Source organism: Peloplasma aerotolerans (assembly GCF_030012175.1).
Taxonomy (GTDB): Bacteria; Bacillota_I; Bacilli_A; order Acholeplasmatales; family Acholeplasmataceae; genus Peloplasma; species Peloplasma aerotolerans.
The window spans coordinates 57,511-77,025 of record NZ_JASCXW010000004.1 but is presented as its reverse complement, the minus strand read 5'-3'; the positions used below and the strand labels follow the sequence as shown (position 1 = coordinate 77,025).

The 19,515-nt window shown below is 31.5% G+C and carries 13 protein-coding genes; 2 read left to right on the top strand and 11 right to left on the bottom strand.

Annotated elements, in window-relative coordinates; genetic code table 11:
- Positions 1-114: 114 nt before the first annotated feature.
- A complete protein-coding gene (locus QJ521_RS02465; RefSeq protein ID WP_282838832.1) occupies positions 115-1,233 on the top strand; it encodes a PfkB family carbohydrate kinase in 1,119 nt (372 codons plus the stop codon).
- Positions 1,234-1,281: 48 nt separating this feature from the next.
- Here QJ521_RS02465 and QJ521_RS02460 read toward each other — a convergent pair whose 3' ends face one another.
- A complete protein-coding gene (locus QJ521_RS02460) occupies positions 1,282-4,224 on the bottom strand; it encodes an alpha-mannosidase (protein WP_282838831.1) in 2,943 nt (980 codons plus the stop codon).
- Between the two features lie 12 nt (positions 4,225-4,236).
- Positions 4,237-6,354, bottom strand: a complete 2,118-nt coding sequence (locus tag QJ521_RS02455; protein ID WP_282838830.1) for a hypothetical protein — start codon at positions 6,352-6,354, stop codon at positions 4,237-4,239.
- A gap of 395 nt (positions 6,355-6,749) precedes the next feature.
- On the opposite strand from QJ521_RS02455, the gene QJ521_RS02450 reads away from it, so the two are divergent.
- On the top strand, positions 6,750-8,150 hold the full coding sequence (locus tag QJ521_RS02450) for an O-antigen ligase family protein (protein ID WP_282838829.1): 1,401 nt from the start codon (positions 6,750-6,752) through the stop codon (positions 8,148-8,150).
- 4 nt (positions 8,151-8,154) lie between these two features.
- On the opposite strand, the gene QJ521_RS02445 is transcribed toward QJ521_RS02450, so the two are convergent.
- From QJ521_RS02445 to QJ521_RS02405, 9 genes are all read right to left on the bottom strand, one after another.
- A complete protein-coding gene (locus QJ521_RS02445; protein ID WP_282838828.1) occupies positions 8,155-9,795 on the bottom strand; it encodes an EAL domain-containing protein in 1,641 nt (546 codons plus the stop codon).
- Positions 9,796-9,816: 21 nt separating this feature from the next.
- Positions 9,817-10,821 (bottom strand): branched-chain amino acid aminotransferase, encoded by a 1,005-nt coding sequence (locus QJ521_RS02440; protein ID WP_282838827.1) that lies wholly within the window; start codon positions 10,819-10,821, stop codon positions 9,817-9,819.
- A 116-nt stretch (positions 10,822-10,937) separates the two neighbouring features.
- Positions 10,938-11,828, bottom strand: a complete 891-nt coding sequence (locus tag QJ521_RS02435) for a TMEM164 family acyltransferase (protein WP_282838826.1) — start codon at positions 11,826-11,828, stop codon at positions 10,938-10,940.
- Between the two features lie 57 nt (positions 11,829-11,885).
- Positions 11,886-13,994, bottom strand: a complete 2,109-nt coding sequence (locus QJ521_RS02430; protein ID WP_282838825.1) for a sensor domain-containing diguanylate cyclase/phosphohydrolase — start codon at positions 13,992-13,994, stop codon at positions 11,886-11,888.
- Between the two features lie 86 nt (positions 13,995-14,080).
- Positions 14,081-14,770: a tyrosine-protein phosphatase gene (locus QJ521_RS02425; protein WP_282838824.1), complete on the bottom strand. Its 690-nt coding sequence runs from the start codon at positions 14,768-14,770 to the stop codon at positions 14,081-14,083.
- Positions 14,770-15,501 (bottom strand): CpsD/CapB family tyrosine-protein kinase, encoded by a 732-nt coding sequence (locus QJ521_RS02420; RefSeq protein ID WP_282838823.1) that lies wholly within the window; start codon positions 15,499-15,501, stop codon positions 14,770-14,772. The genes QJ521_RS02425 and QJ521_RS02420 overlap by 1 nt, the downstream gene beginning before the upstream one ends.
- The gene (locus tag QJ521_RS02415; RefSeq protein ID WP_282838822.1) at positions 15,498-16,205 is read right to left on the bottom strand and encodes a YveK family protein; all 708 of its coding nucleotides are present in this window, start codon (positions 16,203-16,205) and stop codon (positions 15,498-15,500) included. Before QJ521_RS02415 ends, QJ521_RS02420 begins: the two co-directional genes overlap by 4 nt.
- Positions 16,206-16,293: 88 nt before the next feature.
- Positions 16,294-18,039 (bottom strand): M3 family oligoendopeptidase, encoded by a 1,746-nt coding sequence (locus QJ521_RS02410; RefSeq protein ID WP_282838821.1) that lies wholly within the window; start codon positions 18,037-18,039, stop codon positions 16,294-16,296.
- 74 nt (positions 18,040-18,113) lie between these two features.
- Positions 18,114-19,454, bottom strand: a complete 1,341-nt coding sequence (locus tag QJ521_RS02405) for a glutamine synthetase family protein (protein WP_282838820.1) — start codon at positions 19,452-19,454, stop codon at positions 18,114-18,116.
- Positions 19,455-19,515: the final 61 nt, after the last annotated feature.

Here is a 19,515-nt window from a genome sequence, read left to right as displayed (position 1 = left end):
TCTTATGATTTTAGTAAATATAAGAGATTATTTTAAAGAAAATCAATTGTTCTTACACCTTTTTTTTGGTATACTATTTTTGTTATCATAAAATTAACATCGAGGAGTAATGATATGAGTAAAAAACTAGAATTGGTAAAAAAACTTAAGCAAAAAGATCCTAAACAATTGAACATGGTCATTGGACTTGATGGATTTGTCGATGAAATTATTCATTTAGTCGACAAATGGGTTGATAAGGATAATTATACTAGAATCGAGACAATTGGTGCTCTTGCGACTAGAATAGCAAAAGCTAGTGGGTTATCCACCAACATAGAATTGATTCCTATGCAAAAAAAAATAGGTGGGAATGGACCTATTATGTGTAATGCTCTAGCAATGCATCAGCCATCCATTACCTATATTGGCGCACTTGGTGCACCACATATCGATGATGTCTTTAAGGAAATGGTTAACAAAGTAAATGTTTACTCACTTGCAATTAATGGTCACACAGATGCCCTAGAGTTTCATGATGGGAAATTAATGTTAGGTAAAATGGCGTATTTAAACGATATTACTTATGAAAAACTATTAGATGTCGTTGGTGAATCTCAATTGTTGAACTTATTAAGCAATGCAAATATGCTTGCGACTGTTAATTGGTCTATGATACCTAATATGACCGATTTATGGAACAAACTTATAATCCATATATTGCCTCAATTACCCATACATAAAAATAAACCACTCTTTTTTGTTGATTTAGCAGATCCAGAGAAAAGAGAAAATGAGGATATTATTGATGCATTAAATGTTTTAAAATTGTTCAATTCTCACTTCAATGTTATTTTAGGTTTAAATAAAAAAGAAGCATTTGATATTGGAAATGTCTTAGGAGTTTATAAAACGAATGAGACATCTGATCATCTAAAGGATCTAAGTCAAGCTTTATACAATTCATTAGGTATCTACGGTGTTGTTATACATCCTGTTAACAAATCGTGTATTACCATCGAGAACACTTATTATGAGGAACTGGGACCCTATGTTTCTAATCCTAAATTGACAACAGGTGCAGGGGATAATTTTAATGCAGGATTAACATTAGGTTTAATGCTTGGGTTAAGTCCAGATGAAGCCTTGTTAATGGGAATGTCGACGAGTGGATATTATGTAAGAAACGCTAAAAGCCCAACATACAAAGAGTTAATTGAATTTATTGAATTATGGGATCAAAATCTAATCTAATCAAATATAACAAAAAAGTACGCGTTTTTTGCGTACTTTTTTGTTGCATTATGCTAATCTAAATGTTTTAACCTCAAATGGAGTAAAATTTTGATTCTTATCAAAAACTATTTCAAGTGGTTCTTCTACCATGTTTGTTTGTGTTATCATTTTGAATGTTTCATTAAAATTTAGTGTAACATATTGATCTTTAGTGGTTCTATTATAAAGTCTGATAATATAACCATTTTCATCATAAGCTTTCTTGATTGCACTAACCTCTATGGATGCGTCTAAGTTTTTAATAAAAGTCATCGTGTTTAGTGCATTGTCGTAAGATGGATAAAAGGCATTAAACTGCATCGCTTGTTGATCGATTTTCTCATGATGGTGATTCCCCTTATGGACAACAATTTGATATCTATAGGATGTACGATCAATATCTGCATCCTTACATGGATAATTGGTTGTTCTCAGTAAGTTCATATCAACGACTTGATCTTTTACATAATAGCCGTATTTAGATTGGTTAATTAAACTAAATCCTAAGCTTTGATCACTGACAGAAACCCATTGATGTGCGCTAACCTCAAATTGTGCTTTTTCAATTCTCGTATGGTTTCTTGCTGATCGCTTAAGTTCTCCGTATTGGATATCAAAGTTTGCTTCATCAAACTTGATGGATAGAGGGAAACTTGTTCTTAACATATAACCCATATCCTTCCAATCTACATCATGATTGAATGTGATTGTACTGAGTTCAAGATCAATTAAGACAATCTCTTTCAATTTTGATTGCTTAAAGGAGTAGTAATGTGTTAGTTCAATAAACTGTGAGCTATTTCTTACTTCTCTTAGCTCTAGTTTCATCACTTGAGGCGTTTGTTTTCTATAGTGATCAGGGATGTTCCACGCATCACCATAATCTTTATAAACTGAAAGTATATTACCTTTACCATCTCTAAGCAACTCTTTTTTTTGTTTTATGTGATAAATGGATGTCAGCTGTCCAGTTTGATCATCAAATTGGATTATTAGATCTTTGGTTTTAACATGATTAACAGTTAATCCATGATTTAGAGTATGGATGTTTTTGGCTTTAGCAAATGAATATGCATCAATTACATAATTGTAATAATTTTGATTGTATTTTTGAACAATTTTCACTGGATATGACAGTGGATTAAATAATAATTTTGTTTCCATAGTTTCTGAAAGATATGATTTATCAATTACTGAGAATAATGAATCTAGCTCTTGATCAAGAACTTGATAACGAACAAGACATTCATCATAGACTCTTTTTATTGATGAACCTGGCAAGATGTCATGAAACTGATAAAGTAAAAATTCCTTCCATATTTCATCAAGCTTATTTTGTATTTCAGATGTATACCCTTGAGTCATCGATAATAAAACTTCAAGACTTCTTAGTTTTTGTTCTAGTTTTCTGTTATATTGTTTAACATTCGACTGTGTTGTATATGTTCCTTGATGATTTTCCAAATAAAGTTCTCCTTGCCATGAAGGCAGTTTATCCTCATAGGCTTTCAATTCATCAAAAAATGATGCACTAGTGCCATAACTTACTTTTGGAAGTGGCGCTAAGTTCTTTTGTCTATCTATTCTCGCTAAATGCTCATATCCTGGACCTCCACCACCATTACCAATACCATAAACTGCAAGCGCAAGTGGAGCAATTTCTTTTTCTTTATATTGCTTATCAATTAACATTGTTGATTTAGGCAAAATTGAACTATTATAAGTACCTTCTGGTGGCATATGACTCAATGTCTTAGAGCCATCTATACCTAGCCAATTAAAACTATGATATGGAAAGCGATTAATTAAACTCCAAGATAACTTTGTAGTCATAAAATAATCAAGGCCTGATTTACTTATAATTTGTGGAAGACTACCACTATATCCAAATACATCAGGTAACCATAGGTTTCTAACACGAAAATTAAACGTCTTTTTATAATATTCAATACCATACAACATTTGTCTTACTAATGCTTCTTCACCTGAAACATTAGTATCAGCTTCGACCCACATTCCACCTTGTAACTCGATTCTGTTCATTTTTACATAAGCTTTAATTTTTTCAAACAATAAAGGGTAATCTTCACTGACCCATGTTAGCATTTGTGGTTGTGATACACCAAAAACAAAATCAGGATGGTGATCCAATAAATCAATAACACTCGCAAACGTTCTGCCTATTTTTCTTCTTGTTTCTCTAATTGGCCATAACCATGCTAAATCCATATGTGCATGACCTATGGCTGTTATTTTCAATAAGTAATTAGTTTTTTGTGATAATAGTTTTTTGGAAGTCTCTATTGATTTTGCAATCCATTCGTCTTCCTCATAAACGATAAGGTAATAAATCGACCTTAAACCTTCATAAATAGCTGCAAAATGCTCAGATTCTTGATCAATAACTTGTAACAGTGATAATAGTGTTTCCAAATCGTCATATAAGGTTTTTAAATCTTCATTTTGTGCAACAATCTCACATGCTTTAAATCTTCCTTCATCACATAAAACACCAAATAAATCATTCGATCCTGCTTCAACCCAAAAATCTAAAGATCCATTTTCTTGAATCAAATGATTGATTTGATAGTAAACTTTACCAGGTTCTCCATGAGTACGATCAAATGTTGAACTTCCGTTTGTAAAACCTTTAAGGGGCGTTCCTGAATTGTCGAATAAGCATGCTTCACCTGATAAGTCTAACTTCAGGTATAATGGTTGACTAAATGATTTTAAATGACCCGTAATTCTAAACCATCCACATGCAAAGTTCTTACCCCATGAATCACCAATCTTAAATGGTTTTAAAGCATGATCACTGATATCCCTAAAGGGTATGGGTTCATCAGTGATAAAACCTTGAATAGTCAAATCAGCAATTTTTGTATCAATCTTATTTTTTACAAGATGATTGATCATATGCTTTAACTGATCAATAACACCTTTTTCATAATCTAAATTAAACTCCATAAATTTTCCTCTCTATGTAAAAATTTTTATTTTTTCTAAATCATTTTTAAGATTCATATGAATGAGTAAAGTCTGTGAATCATCGTCATATTGGTGGATTAATGGTATTTTATCGCACATGACACACTTTGGTTTTGTCATTAGTTTCACTCTAATATATCCATCAATATTTTTCTTGCCACTTAAATCATAGTCATATTCGTTTTCGAATTGTTCATATTTTAATATGCGATATGTAGATCCAATAATATCCCCATCTTGAGCAGTTGTTGTGTCATAAAATACACCAACATCACCAACTTTGATTTTTGGATTTCTTACAACTTCAAATGATAAAGAAAACATATCTGCATAAATTCCTTTTAAATGATATGCATTTTGATTTATGCTCTCATCCATGCAAGAAACAATTGTATATTTTCCACGCGTAAGTTTAATATAATTTTGTTCTTTAAAGCGAAGATTTGATTGGTTTAAAACAGAGACAACAAAATTATACAGTGAACTAGATAATGTCTTTGATGTTGTAATTTTATGGCTATTTATATTGTAATAAGCGAAAATACCTTTGCCTATTGAATATATATTGGACGCATAGCTTTTTACACCAAATATGTCAAATAGATGTTTTTGTGGTGTAGCAGTTAAGTCTTTTTGATTCCACCACTCAGAAACACCGTTAAATATGTCATCATCAGTTCCAATGAAAATTAAGGTCTTCCCTTCATCCACAAAACGCTTGAGTGCATAATGAATGTCTATATGGCTTGGTTTCATAAAATCATATGATAACAATAAGACATCATAAGAATCCAGTGTATTTGGAAATCTTGTTATATTGTCAAGTACTGCGCCAAGTATAGGAATGCCTCTTTTCAATAAAGGTAGAGTAATTCCATAATAGTCTGGAAACTCAGAACTGACTCTTAATAAATCATTTTTGTCTTGAGTAGATCGAGGTAATTTTCTTTGATACATCGCACTATCCGATAAAAACATGCCTATTTTAAAATCAATATCATCGTATATCACTTCTGCTTTAGGCATGTCGCCTAACATCTGAAAGGTGTTGTTTAAAAAAACATCATATGTCTTTGGAATGTATTTAGGTTTGTGTTTGCTTTGTTCATTTATATCAAGCTTTGGAAGCATTCTATTAAATACTCTTGTTGGCCAAGGACAAATTTCATAAGAGTTAATTTTAGGGTGTAGCAAAGATGCGGTCAAAGTTCGCTTGTAATCGTAAGCATAGTCTTCCCAGGACAGTTTTTGGTTATCTTCAATTGGATCGTTTAAAAACCACATATGCTTGTCTGTACCATCCACTAAAGCCTGCATGATTCCATATTCAAGAAATGCCGTTTCAAAAGTACGTTCTTTTGTATTGCCTTCAAATGTATTGAGTACTTTTGAAGTCCCAGCCCATATTTGTCCTATATATCCATCAATTTCTGGTATCGTTGCTAATAGAGATTCTGGAGAGACTAAATGCCATTGTGTATAGTTGAGTAAACTATGAGTTGGTATATAGACTTTAATTAGTTTTTGATAAGTTGTTTGTGCATAATGCTTTATTGCATATGCGATGTGTTGTATTGCACGTTTATATAAGTATGCCTTTAGTTTTGCAATTTTATAGATTGTATCAATCGTGTCATCTTTTTTGTTTAAGTTTTTCTTATAATATAGTAAATATTCATCTTGAAAAGCTTCAGAATAACCTGAATGTTGCCAAAATTCTGGTTCTTCTAGGTGAATATGTTCGACACCTAAGTCGATGACATGTTTAAGTTTGTGAATTAAGTATTTTGTATAAGTATATGTTGGTACCATATAAGGGATGTCTTTACCATGAAGAACTCGTTCTCCATTAAAATCCATTTGTGCTTCATTCCAATGTGTTTTTTGATCATAATCTCCATAAAGATATTCTTGATAATGTCCCCAAGAAATACCGGTCATAAAATGAACAATATAACCTCGATCCATAAATTGAGTTACTCTATCATCAAGATGATTATGAAAACCATAAACCATAACAAAATCGCATTTCAAATTGATGGAATCACTAAACATTTCACTTTCTTGCACACCGGTTTTATTACTGGAAATGCTTCTTATATATGACATTTTCCTTCCCCTTAACTATGGTTTTAAAATATAGAATTGAACGATTTATATATGCATAACAAAATTGTTAATATGTATATGCAACTTATAACATCTATCTTTAGATGCTAGTAAAGTTAACCTTTTAACTATGCTAATAGATAATTTTTGATTTCATATCAATAGTAACATGTCTATACATATATGTCAATTTTATATTTGATATTCAATTAAAGAAAATTGATCTTTTTTTCGCACATATCTTTTCATAAAAAAGACCATTAGGTGATGCGTACATTTTTTCATCAAGTTCAACATCACGGATTGAAATACATTTTTTTGAAATATTGTCTCAACATTTTGACTTTTTGTCAATAAATCTTTATAATGAATAGTAAGACTTAATGGGGGCATACATGAAAAAAATAGAACAGTTTTTAGGCAGTGGATTCTATATAGCATCAATCTTTTTAATAACATTCATAGCATGGTCATTTTATCAAGATACACCACCATATGATTTTAACTTATATAATATGTTAGGTGTCTTTTTTTTGATTTTAGTCAACACTTTAATTCTTATTTTCTATAAGAATACGCTATATATTTTGCCTTCAGTTATTTCGTTATTATTTGTGCTAAACAAATCAAATATGGATTTTGATACAGTAGCAGCTATGGGATTCCCATATCTTGCACTTGGCATCTTTTTTATTGGTCCAATGGTTCATTTAATCAGATTTAAACCCAAGTTTAATCAAGGCATCTTCTTTTTAGGTATTTGTCTGATTGGAGTCTCATACATTGCACCATTAATCTATCTTCCATTCGATATTAGAGCCATTCCTGTATCCATGATGGGACTGTTATATCTACTCGTTTATATCTTTTTTACATCAACTGTTAAAGGCAATCTTAACTATTTATTTAAAGTCATGATGTTTATCAATCTACTTATGGTCTTCCAAGTATTCTTCTACTTATATCAAGGATACATAGCAAACCCTGAATTAGAGTTCTATTATAGAATATTCTCTGGATGGGGAAGAAACTTAGGTTGGGCGAATATTAATGATATGTGTTTTTATATCGCATTAACTTTTCCAAGTTACTTATACTTTATTTTTAAGAAACCAAGAACTTATTTAGTATGGTTTTTAATGATTCTACCAGTGATCGCAGTCATTTTATCTAAGTCCCGTGGTGGTGTAATCGGTTTTGCAGTAGCAGTCATCGGTGTGATTTTATTCTTTTGGCTAAAAGGAAACAAGAAACACTTAACACACGGTTTAGTATTTCTTGCTTTCACAGTTACGATATTTTATATGGGTAGACAAGCGTTTCATATCTGGTATGAATTTTTTATAGAATCTCTACATGATGACTTTGATGCTTTTTCAAGTGGACGCATTACCATTTATAGAACCGGTTGGGAAGTCTTTAAAAATTATCCAATTTTTGGTGGAGGATGGTTATCACTTCAAAATATAAATCCAGGGTCAAGACTCTTTATGTATCACTCTACATTAATTCAAGCAATTGCAGCGATGGGCATGTTTGGTTTAGTTGCCTTAGCAATCCATTATTTCCAAGTCTTTAAATTTATGGCTATTGATTTAACTTTAGAAAAAACATTATTCTTAATTGGATATATCGCAAGCCAAGTTCATGGACTTATTGATAATGTCCAGTATGCAGTACCTTATAGTGTCTTAATTGTTATTTTCCTTGCTGTCTTTGAGACATCAACGAAAACAACAAGCTTTGAACTAATCAACCGCAGGTATCACTTTATCGAATCAACTGAAAAGGGATAAAAAATTATCCCTTTTTTAATTCGTCTCTATATTGATTTAAATAAGTGATTAACTCATCTTCACCTCGAGGTCTCATAAATAAATATCCTTGAGCACTCTGACCACCTAGCTTTTGCATTAAATCAGCGGTCTCAACATCTTCAACACCTTCGATAACGACTTCATAACCTAATTGTTTTGCTAAATCAATGGTCGCTTTAACAATATGTTGAGTGGTTGGATTAATTAATATTTGTTTTGTGAAAAACCGATCGACCTTAATGGTTGTGATAGGGAATTGGGCAATATAATCAAGTGATGAATAACCTTTACCAAAGTCATCAATCGCGATACGATAACCTTCATTGGAAAAGCTATCAAGAATTAATTTACTATCTTCAGGATTTTCCATTAAAATCGTTTCTGTAATTTCTAACTCAATTAAACTAGGTTTAATATTGTATTCCTTTAAAATCTTACTCATACGGTTGTAAAAGTCTTTATTGTATAAGTTTTTCGTCGATATATTAATGGATATCGGTAATTCAATACCTTTATCATTTAACTTCTTTTGAAACTCTAAAGACCATCTAAAGACTGTTTCAGTCATTTCATGAATCATATTTGTATTTTCTACAGATGGAATGAACTGATCTGGTTTTATCTGTTTTTTCGTTGGATGGTTCCAACGAATCAAAGCTTCTAAGCCTATTGGCTTTCTCGTCTTTAAATCAATCTTAGGCTGATACATTAAATATATTTGTCCATTGTTTAACGCATTTTTAAAATCGGATAATATCTCATATTCAAACTCTTTTTGAGTATTGAGATCAGAATATATCATGGATGCCAAATGATTTTTTTTCGCTTCTCTTGCTGCTTGATCCGATTGGATAAAGTAGTCAGAGATTTGATTTTGATGAATATGTTTACGATTGGTGAATCCAAAGGCAAAATCAATAAACAAATGGTGTCCTAAGACATGAGAAGCTTGATGAATATGTTTTACATAATCTTCAACTTCTTGTTCAAAATCAAAAGTGGGCTTTATTAACCAAAAATGATCGATACTCGTTTGAACCATAATAACACCTGGATATTTTCTTGTAAATATTTCTTTGATGTTTAATAAAAATTTATAATATGTCGCATAACCCACAACATCACAAATCGTATCACTATTACCAATTAAAAGGGTTGCTATGGTGTAAACTTTTTTAACTTCTAACCTATTCTTATTTAAATAATTAATATTGAATAATAAAGTATCAGGATTAATATATTCGATTTCACTAATCTTTTCTCGAGCAATTCGATAACTTCTAGAAAACCAACCAGCAATATATCCTACAAATACCATCATCAATAATCTAAACAACCAATCCATCCAATATTGAGGCTCTCCAGTTGAAAAGACCCATGGCGTTAATGGGCCAACTAGTAAACCTGCAAGTATCCCAGCACCCATGCCATAATAGCCACCTAATATACTTCCTAAAACCACAATTGGAATATACATCATATGAGAGTATGCTAAGTGATTTCCGGGAATTACCCGAAGAATTAAGAAATTAGCCAAAATAAAAAGCAAACCAAAAAGAATCGTTAAAACTCTATAGTTTGCTCTTATCCAATTTTGTACTTTATCTTTTTTTGATTTGCTCATAAATGCTCCTATATGAATCTATTATAATACAGTTATCCAATCATTTGGGTCTTTTATATCACCAAATTGAATACCGATTAATAGTTCATATAGTTTTTTAGTTGTTTCACCCATAACTTTTGATGCAGGAAACACATGTTTATGGCCTTTATAGGTAATCGACCCAATCGGTGTAATAATTGCAGCTGTACCACATGCACCAGCTTCTACAAGATGATCTAATTGATCAATATAAATATCTTCTTCAATGACCTTTAAACCTAAAATATGTTGTGCAATATATTTTAATGAGCGATTTGTAATACTGTTTAATATAGAAGGTGATTTTGGCGTGATATAATCACCATCTTTGGTGATACCAAAGAAATTGGCTGCACCAACTTCTTCGATTCTTGTATGTGTTTTAGGGTCTAAGAATAAACAATCTGCAAACCCTTGTTTTCTAGCTTCTACTTGTGGATACATCGATGCTGCATAGTTTCCTCCAACTTTAACTGCTCCAGTTCCATAAGGTGCTGCACGATCATAATCTGAAACACCCATATTGACACATTTTGCATCACCATCAAAATAGGTTGCTACTGGAGATACGATTATGCTAAAAATAAATTCTGGTGCAGGACGAAGACCTAAGTTATCACCAACACCAATCATAAATGGACGAATATATAAGGTGTGTTTACTCTCATAAGGTGGTACAAATTCTGCATTTGCTAAGACGGTTTTTTTAACAGCATCAACAAATTTTTCAATAGAAACTGTTGGCATCATCATGCGCTCGCATGATGTTTGAAAACGTCTTGCATTATCCTCAACTCTAAATAATTGGATTTTTCCGTCTTTTCTACGATATGCCTTTAATCCTTCAAAACATTGTTGACCGTAATGTAGGGAAGTTGAAGTTGCTGAAATGGTCAATGTATCTTCTGGTCTTAAATGTCCTTCGTCCCATTTTCCATCTTTGTAGTAAGAAATATAATTGTAGTCTGCCTTTACATATGCGAATCCTTTTGCTTTTGAAATCATAAAAGTTATACCTTCTTTCTTTATATAGAATTATTTTAAGTAAGCGTTTTCACATCTTCTACAAAAAGAAAAGGATGAAAATTTCATACGCTCTTCTTTAAATATATGTAAACAATTTATCGTTTAACTTCTTCTGTTTCCTCAGGTTGAGCAAGTCGCATTTTTAATTTCAAGAAATATAAGGTTTCTTCAGTATCATAAATTAACATAAAAGTTAATGCAATCAAACCACCATAAAAGATTGCCGGAAAGACTAACCACAATACTGGCATAAACGCATCTCCTGCAAACCATGGATTGACTAAGAATATACCTGGGACAAATACACGTAACATTGTGCCTAATCCAGATAAATCACCTCGAACACCAAAGATGAATGAAGGATTTCTTTTTGAAGGATCAAATAATTCAGATTTAGGTACCCATCCAAATAATGTAATGATTAATTCATTAATAAAAATAATTATTAATATAAAGATCAAAAATAAAGGTGCCTTGTAAGCTCTTCTAACAGATAACTCATGCATATTATAATGCATCATTAAAAATGGAACTAAGAAAATTAAAAAATGTGAGAAATAAAATCTAATGTTTTCGATATTAAATGCATGTCGATAAACCCCTAAATCTTGACCATTAAACCATGTTGACATTGCGTCAACAGGAAAAATAAACGTAATAATACCACTTGCAATACCAACCATGATCATATAATCTTTAACTGTTTTATTTTTAACAAAGTATAAGAATGGGAATGTTATAGCTGATACAGCACAAACATTCTCAAATGATACTTTTGTTATTAAGTAAGTTACATTATCTTGATAGATTGGAAGAAAGATTTTAAATATATGAATTAAGAAATTTAAAACAAGGACACCAAAAAGAAACCAATATCTAAATTTTTGACTTTTATACTTAAGAAATCTCAAGGATATAAAAATGAGTATAAAAGCTGCAAATATGTATATCATGTAATAAAGATTTCCAAATTGAACAGTTGGCATAAACAGAATCTCCTTGTTGCTTAATATTAACAATATTATAACATAATATGTTAATTTTTATGAAGATGATATTTTGGTCTGCAAAACTTGTTTCAAGAAAATATCTACGATTTTCGGATCAAATTGATTTCCTTTTTCTTTTTGTAGAATACTTGTTGCTTCTTCGGTTGTCAAAGTTTTTCGATAAGTTCTATCTCTTGTCATCGCATCAAATGAATCAGCAACCGCTATAATTCTTGATTCAATCGGTATTTCATCACGATATAGCCCATTTGGATACCCTCTGCCATCATAACGCTCGTGATGAAATAAAACGATTTTAGCGATATCATCATATTCACTCACTGCACTTAAGATCTGATATCCTGTTTCTGGATGTTTTTTCATAATAACCCATTCTTCTTCTGTTAGCTCACTTTTCTTATTTAAAATATCATCATCGATACTAATTTTTCCAATGTCATGTAGTAACCCAGAAATTCTGACTTTCTCTTCAAATGAAGAACTGATATTGAGTTTTTTAGCAATATGCCAAGACATCGATGAAACTCTTTTTGAATGATTCATTTCTCTTGGACTCTTTTCAAAAAGCGTTGCCATCATGACATCAATCGTATTTTGCGTCATCGAAGAACCATCATACACTTTTTGAGCAAACATCATTTTTTCTGCTTCAGTAAATGCTTTTGTAAACGATACATCAGGTGAGTTATATATGGAATATCCAAAAGATACTCTGATTTCATAACCAAAAGGATTTAATAAAGTAAATTGTTTTTTCAAGTCTGAAGTCATTGATTCAAGTACACTTAGGTTTGATTTCTTAAAGATAATACCAAACTCATCGCCACCAACACGACATACTATACCTTTACTTCCGACAACTTTTTTTATTCTCGATGCAACATAACTTATGATTTGATCACCTTGATCAAATCCAAATGAATTATTAATAACACGAAGACCATTGACATCGCATAAGATAAAACCTAATGGCAAATCGCTTTTTCTAATATTATCGATTACAAAGTCAAAATGACTTCGATTATAAACTTGAGTTAAACTATCAGTTTTTAAGAGTTTTTCCATTCGTTTTTCTTTTTCGACAGCTAAAGATAAGTCTTCAATAACAATCAGTCCACCAGTAATCGCTTTATCATTGTTATATAGCGGCATAAAATCTGCAGAAACAGGTATTTTTAGCCCTTTAAAAGGATTTATCATGTTTCCACGGACTCGATTTGCAGTTCCATCTTGTGAGAGCTCAAACGTCATTTTTAGACGATTGTCTAAAAAATCTAAGACATGCATCTTTAATAAATCTTGATTTTTAACATCAATCATTTTTAAGAACTTCTTATTATATAAAACAAGCTGTCCAAACTGATCATATTGAATCATGCCTAATGGACTATGTTTAAACACAGTCAAAAAACGATCCTCTAATTCTTCTGCTTTTTCTGAGGACAAAATCCATTGTGTCATATCAGTATCGATACCTCGGTATCCGATAAGAATTCCTTTTTCATCTAGCTTTGGAACACCACTTGAGAGTAACCACTTTGTTTGATTTGTTTTTGATATATTTCTATTCATGACATTCCCAAATGTCTCATGTTTGGCAAATGTCTCAAATGCCATTTTTATAACTGTTTCTTTATCTTCTTCATGGAATAAATCATAAAAATGTTTTTGCCCAACGATTTCATTAGGATGATATCCTAGTATATCAAAAACAATTGGGTCAACATATGTAAATAAACCATTTGTATCAGTTTCCCATATGTAGGATAGATTATGGAATGAGAAATTTTGATATTTTATTTGATCAGGTGTCAATAAATCATATTGTATTGATGATTCCATTTGATCATATAAGTAAACATAAAGATATTCTTCATCATATGCTAGAGACACCTTATAAGATTTTTGATGAAGATAAATATGTGTTTCTTGTTGTTTGTTGCCTATAAGCAATCCTAAAAATTCAAGAAAAGGGCTTGAAGCGTTAGTACTTTGATTAGATTTAAATTGTTGGTCATACTGATTAATGATTTGATTAAACCGATCATTGGATGTTAATTGCTTAACTGAAGGTTTTAAATGATAAACAGAATAACCAAAGGTTGCATGTTTTAATAAATTCTTAAAAACTCCTTGATCCATAGCATCCCCTCCACTTTACTACTTTTTATAAGCAAATCACAAGAAATGCAAAAAAATATGTCACCAAGTAAACCTGGCAACATAAGTTAATCGCTTAAAATTTTCTTTTGATTTAAGTAAAAGATCTCATTTAAATAAGATTCATCATAACTCTTCTTTAATAAATCATAGCAAGCCTTCATATTTGGTGGTCTTTTTTCTGGATGATGTGTATCGGTTGCTACAAAGTCGATGAGTTTTTCTTTAAGAAGCTTATGAACTAACTTCTTATTAACAATCTTTTCCAAACCTAAGATTGCTGATGCATTCATTTGTAACAAAGCACCAGTATTTTTGATTTTATAGTAATCATCAAACTGTAAATACTGATATCTTTCAATATGTGCAACAATAGGAATAAATCCACTTCTTGAGATATCATAAACAATATCTTCAATCGGTGTTTCAACCATTGGTGAAAATTCAACTAGAATATATCTAGAGCCAGCTAAAGACATGGCTTGATAATCAGGTTCTAAATGAGAACGATAATTGATCTCTGCACCTAGATATAAATTGATTTTTAAACCTTGTTTTAATACTTCAGATTTTAAGTTTTCGAAAATGGTGTTGTATGCTTTATGATCTACTTTTTGAACATGCGATTGAACATGAGGTGTTAAAATAATTGACTCGACACCATCATTTATTTCTTGTTTAATCATTTCAATCGATGATTCAAGTGATGGAGATCCATCATCAACACCTGGAAGTATATGTGTATGAATATCAATCATTATTCTTCGCCGTCTTCGTATTTATAGCTATAGTCAAATCCATAGCCATATTCTCCACTCTTAAGGTTCACTTGAGTCAAAACAGTGCCTAAGATATTAATCTCATTTTTCCTTAGTGTTTCAACTGCTTCTTTCACCAATGTTTTTTTAGCAACATTTTGGGCAACAACAAAGATGACACCATCTGCTATTTTTGCAATATATAATGCATCTGATACAGCAATAACTGGAGGTGTATCAAGCAATACATAATCATAGGCTTCACGAAGTTCAGCAATGAGTTCTTTAAGTTTTTTCGCTTCTAAAACATTAACAACTGCAGTTGTCTTTTCTCCAGCAACGATATAATCAACTCCAACTTCATTAGAATGACGTACCATTTCTTTATACTCAATTTTACCTGACAAATAATCTGTTAAGCCATTTCTATTGGTTGAATTAAAAACACGATGAATTTTAGGTTTTCTTAAATCTAGATCTAATAAAATAACTTTCTTTCCTTTTTGTCCTAATAAATAAGATAAATTAGAAATAAATGTTGATTTACCTTCTGATGCTAATGTTGATGTAAATTGAATCACTTTATATTCGTTATCAATATTCGCATAATCAAGATTAATCAAAACTTTTTGAAATGATTCAGCTGTATAAGAAAGTGGTTGTTCTTTCGTGACAAGATAATCATATTTTTGAACATTTTCACCATTAAATATTTTTAGTCTCTTTTTCATACTTTGCCCTCCTTGACTTCAAATTCAGGAATTACACCTAAAACCTGGATGCCAAAAGCAGCTTCTAGTTGATCTTTAGATCGGTACGTATTATTAAACATTTCTTTAATAAAAGCAATACCAACACCTAAAATACCACCTAAGATTAATCCGATAACGACATATAAAGCCTTATTAGGTGAATCATAGACACCATTATCAGCATAACTTGTGCGGATGATGTTATCTTTTAGAATCAAGACATTCTCATCAGCAAATTCAATAGCAGCACTAATCACAGCATTGACTACCTCTTTTGATTGGACGTTGTCTTCTGATATATAACTGACATTGATAAAGTAGCTCGTATTGCTCGAACTCACGGTAAGATTTCGTTTTAATTGATTTGGTGTCATATCAAGTTCTAGCTCTTCAATCACTTTATCTAAAACAACAGGCATCGAAATTAAATCAGCAGCAGTTGCTAAAAGTCTTTGAGCATTAATCAAGTCAAATGAATTACCACCTGGGTTTTCAACTTGGACTTGAACCATAACGTATGCATTTGATTTATATTTAGGATCAGCGACTAAAAATGCATAAGCACCAGCAATCGCACCTACAAGAAAAGTGAGAGTTAAAATTAAAACGAGATTGTTTCTAAGAATTTTGTATAAATCAAGTAAGCTAATTTCGCTTTCATGCTCATGTTGTTGTTCGTTCATATATTCCTCCGTAGATAAACATTTTTTATTGAATTAATTATATCATAGATGGCTTACTAAAAGTAAGCAATATGAGTAAAATTGATAATTATAGTTTAAATAGTGCAATCACTTCATCAATATCTTTTTTTACTTGATTTAATGAATCAATCCAAAAATCTTTTTGAGTCACATCAATATTCATGGTTTTAGCAACTTCTTCGATACTTGTTTTGGTTGTTAGTAATAAAAGATCATCATAGTTTGCGATAAAGTTATTAGGCTCTTTTATGTATTGTGCATATAACCCTTTACCAAAAAGTAAACCGAAAGCATAAGGAAAGTTATAAAAATTGAGTTGTGCACTGTAGTAATGCCCTTTAACAAGCCACATATAAGGATGGAGTTGATTATGATCAAGTCCATTAAGATAGGATTCTTTTTGAGCGTTTAGCATCATTTCTTTCATTTGATGCTTAGAAACTGGGCCTGTTGAGTGTTCTAATAGGTTTGTTTCAAACATGTAACGAGATAGAATATCAACGATGACTTGGGTATCACCTTGAAGTGAATTTTCTAAAATGGATAACCTTTGCTTAGGATCAGTTATTGTTTTTAGTAAATGATTGTTGACAATCGTTTCACAAAAAATTGATGCAGTTTCTGCTAAAGGCATCGGATAGCTCCAATGTAGCGGTTGATTATTTGAAATCACTTCGCCATGATAACCATGGCCAAGTTCATGTGCTAAAGTTAAAACATCAGATAAAGAGCCAGTAAAGTTCGTCATAATACGTGATTGTTTTAGCTGTGGTTGATTTGAACAAAATGCTCCACCACGTTTTCCTTTTTTAGGATAAACGTCAATCCACTCTTGATCAAAAGCACGAGTAGCAAAGTCACCTAAGCGTTTTGAGTAACCATAAAACGCTTCTTTGACTAAATCTTGTGCTTCTTCATAGGTATATGTTTTTTCTAGTTTTCCAACAGGAGCAAAAAGATCATAAAAAGGTAGATTGGTTTCGTGACCTAAGTATTTTGCTTTTTGTTTTAAATAAGCTTCAAAATAAGGACGGTAGTCCATCATTGCAGATAACATTGCATCAAGGGTAGCTTTTGTCATCTTAGATTGTTCTAATGTTTTATCAAGTGCTGAATCATAACCTCTGAGTTCATTCATTAAAACAACTTCTCGCTTAATGTTAGATAAAGCTAGAGCAACTTGATCTTCTATCGTGCCATATGCTTTAATCTCAGCGTTAAACGCATCTTCTCTGACTTTAGGGTCATGATCATAGGCTAAGTTTCTCGCTTCGCTTAGGCTAATTTCGTCTCCTCTAAAGTCTACTGCAAGATTTGCAGTTGTGATGTTATGAAGCATGCCCCAACCTGATGATGCAAGTTCTTTGAGTTTAGCATATAAGATTTCTTCTTTTTCAGTTAACAAGTGTTTAGCTTCTTGTTGTTCAAGATATAAATTGTACTTATATTGATTAATCAATTTAGATTGAGAAGCTAATTCATCTAAATCAACAGATTCAATATAACGTGTAAATAAGACGTCTTCAGCAGTAGCCTTACGATATATCTTTTGAACCTTAGACATATAGAGTGGTGCTTGATCATTTGTCACATCAGTCGCTAAGGTCAACATCGCAAAACTTGATAACGTTCTAGATATTCTGTGAATCTCTTCTTGATACTTTAGGTATCCTTCAATATAATCAATAGATGATACTGATTTTTTGTTGATGAAATCCATGTATTCATCGACAAGTTGTTCTAAAAGACCTAGGTCTTGATTATATTTATCATCAAATCCTAAGTATAAATCATTTAAATTCCAGTTTTTCATATAGTTCCCTCCGCTTTTTATAATTACATTATAACAAATCAAAAATAAAACACCTAATAAATAGGTGTAATATGTTAAATAATGGGCAAATATTTCTCTAATTCCCAAGCTGAGATTTTGGACTTGTAGTCATCCCATTCTCTTGTTTTCGCTTCTATAAGCTTGAAATATAACTCTTCACCAATGGATTCTTTCATTAAACTGGATTCTGAAAACAAGTTAATGGCTTCATATAAACTTTCAGGAAGATTTTTAATACCTGATTTTTTTCTTTCTGTTTCAGTGAGTTTAAAAAGGTTTTTCTTAACAGGTAAGATACTATCAATTTGATTTTTAATTCCATCTAGTCCAGCTGCTAATATTCCACTCATTGCCAAATATGGATTTGCTGATGGATCAACTGATCGAACTTCAATACGTGTAGAATTACCACGTGTTGCGGGAATTCTAATCATCGTTGAGCGATTTGCATCGCTCCATGAGATGTAGCATGGTGCTTCATAACCAGGAACTAATCGTTTATATGAGTTCACTGTAGGGTTAGTTACTAAAGCAAATGATTGTGCATGCTTCATCACACCGCCAATAAAGCATAATGCTGTATTGGATAATTGATTTTCCGTATTTGGATCATAAAATAAATTATTTCCTTCAGCATCTGATATCGAACAATTCGTATGCATCCCAGAGCCATTAATCCCTTGAATCGGTTTTGGCATAAAAGTTGCATGATAGCCATGACGACGTGCTACATTTTTAACTAATATTTTAAAAGTTTGAATATTATCACAAGCTTCCAAAGCATTATCGAAATGGAAGTTAATCTCATGTTGCCCAAAGGCAACCTCATGATGAGAAACTTCCATTTGGAATCCCATCTTTTCCATTTCTAAAACAATATCACGTCTTACATCTTCTGAGCCATCTATAGGTGCTAAATCGAAGTATCCTCCTAAATCAGAAAATTCTAGTGTAGGTCTATTATTATCATCTAGTTTAAACAAAAAGAATTCAGGTTCTACACCAATATTAAACTTATCATATCCTAACTTCTTCATCTCTTCTAGATTTCTTTTTAAGATATATCTAGGATCTCCTTGATAAGGTAAGTGTTCAGTTGTATAGACATCACAGATTAATCTTGCTACTTTTCCTGAAGGTGTAGACTCCCATTCTAGGATTAACCATGTTGATAGATCAGGATATAAATACATATCTGCTTCATCAATACGAACGAACCCTTGAACAGATGATCCATCAAACATAATTTCATTAGCCAAAGCTTTTTCTAAGTTACCAAAAGGTATCTCAACGTTTTTAACTGTACCAAGCATATCTGTAAACTGCAAGCGGATATATCTAACATTATTTTCTTTAGCATCTTTTAAAACATCAAGTCTTGTATAGTTTTTCATAAGAACCTCTTTTTTGGTTTAAATTTTACGCTTCTATGAAAAAAAAGTCAATAATAAATGA

Coding starts and splice junctions, on each gene's coding strand:
- QJ521_RS02465 (WP_282838832.1), top strand. CDS start 115: ATGAGTAAAAAACTAGAATTGGTAAAAAAACTTAAGCAAAAAGATCCT.
- QJ521_RS02460 (WP_282838831.1), bottom strand. CDS start 4,224: ATGGAGTTTAATTTAGATTATGAAAAAGGTGTTATTGATCAGTTAAAG.
- QJ521_RS02455 (WP_282838830.1), bottom strand. CDS start 6,354: ATGTCATATATAAGAAGCATTTCCAGTAATAAAACCGGTGTGCAAGAA.
- QJ521_RS02450 (WP_282838829.1), top strand. CDS start 6,750: ATGAAAAAAATAGAACAGTTTTTAGGCAGTGGATTCTATATAGCATCA.
- QJ521_RS02445 (WP_282838828.1), bottom strand. CDS start 9,795: ATGAGCAAATCAAAAAAAGATAAAGTACAAAATTGGATAAGAGCAAAC.
- QJ521_RS02440 (WP_282838827.1), bottom strand. CDS start 10,821: ATGATTTCAAAAGCAAAAGGATTCGCATATGTAAAGGCAGACTACAAT.
- QJ521_RS02435 (WP_282838826.1), bottom strand. CDS start 11,828: ATGCCAACTGTTCAATTTGGAAATCTTTATTACATGATATACATATTT.
- QJ521_RS02430 (WP_282838825.1), bottom strand. CDS start 13,994: ATGGATCAAGGAGTTTTTAAGAATTTATTAAAACATGCAACCTTTGGT.
- QJ521_RS02425 (WP_282838824.1), bottom strand. CDS start 14,770: ATGATTGATATTCATACACATATACTTCCAGGTGTTGATGATGGATCT.
- QJ521_RS02420 (WP_282838823.1), bottom strand. CDS start 15,501: ATGAAAAAGAGACTAAAAATATTTAATGGTGAAAATGTTCAAAAATAT.
- QJ521_RS02415 (WP_282838822.1), bottom strand. CDS start 16,205: ATGAACGAACAACAACATGAGCATGAAAGCGAAATTAGCTTACTTGAT.
- QJ521_RS02410 (WP_282838821.1), bottom strand. CDS start 18,039: ATGAAAAACTGGAATTTAAATGATTTATACTTAGGATTTGATGATAAA.
- QJ521_RS02405 (WP_282838820.1), bottom strand. CDS start 19,454: ATGAAAAACTATACAAGACTTGATGTTTTAAAAGATGCTAAAGAAAAT.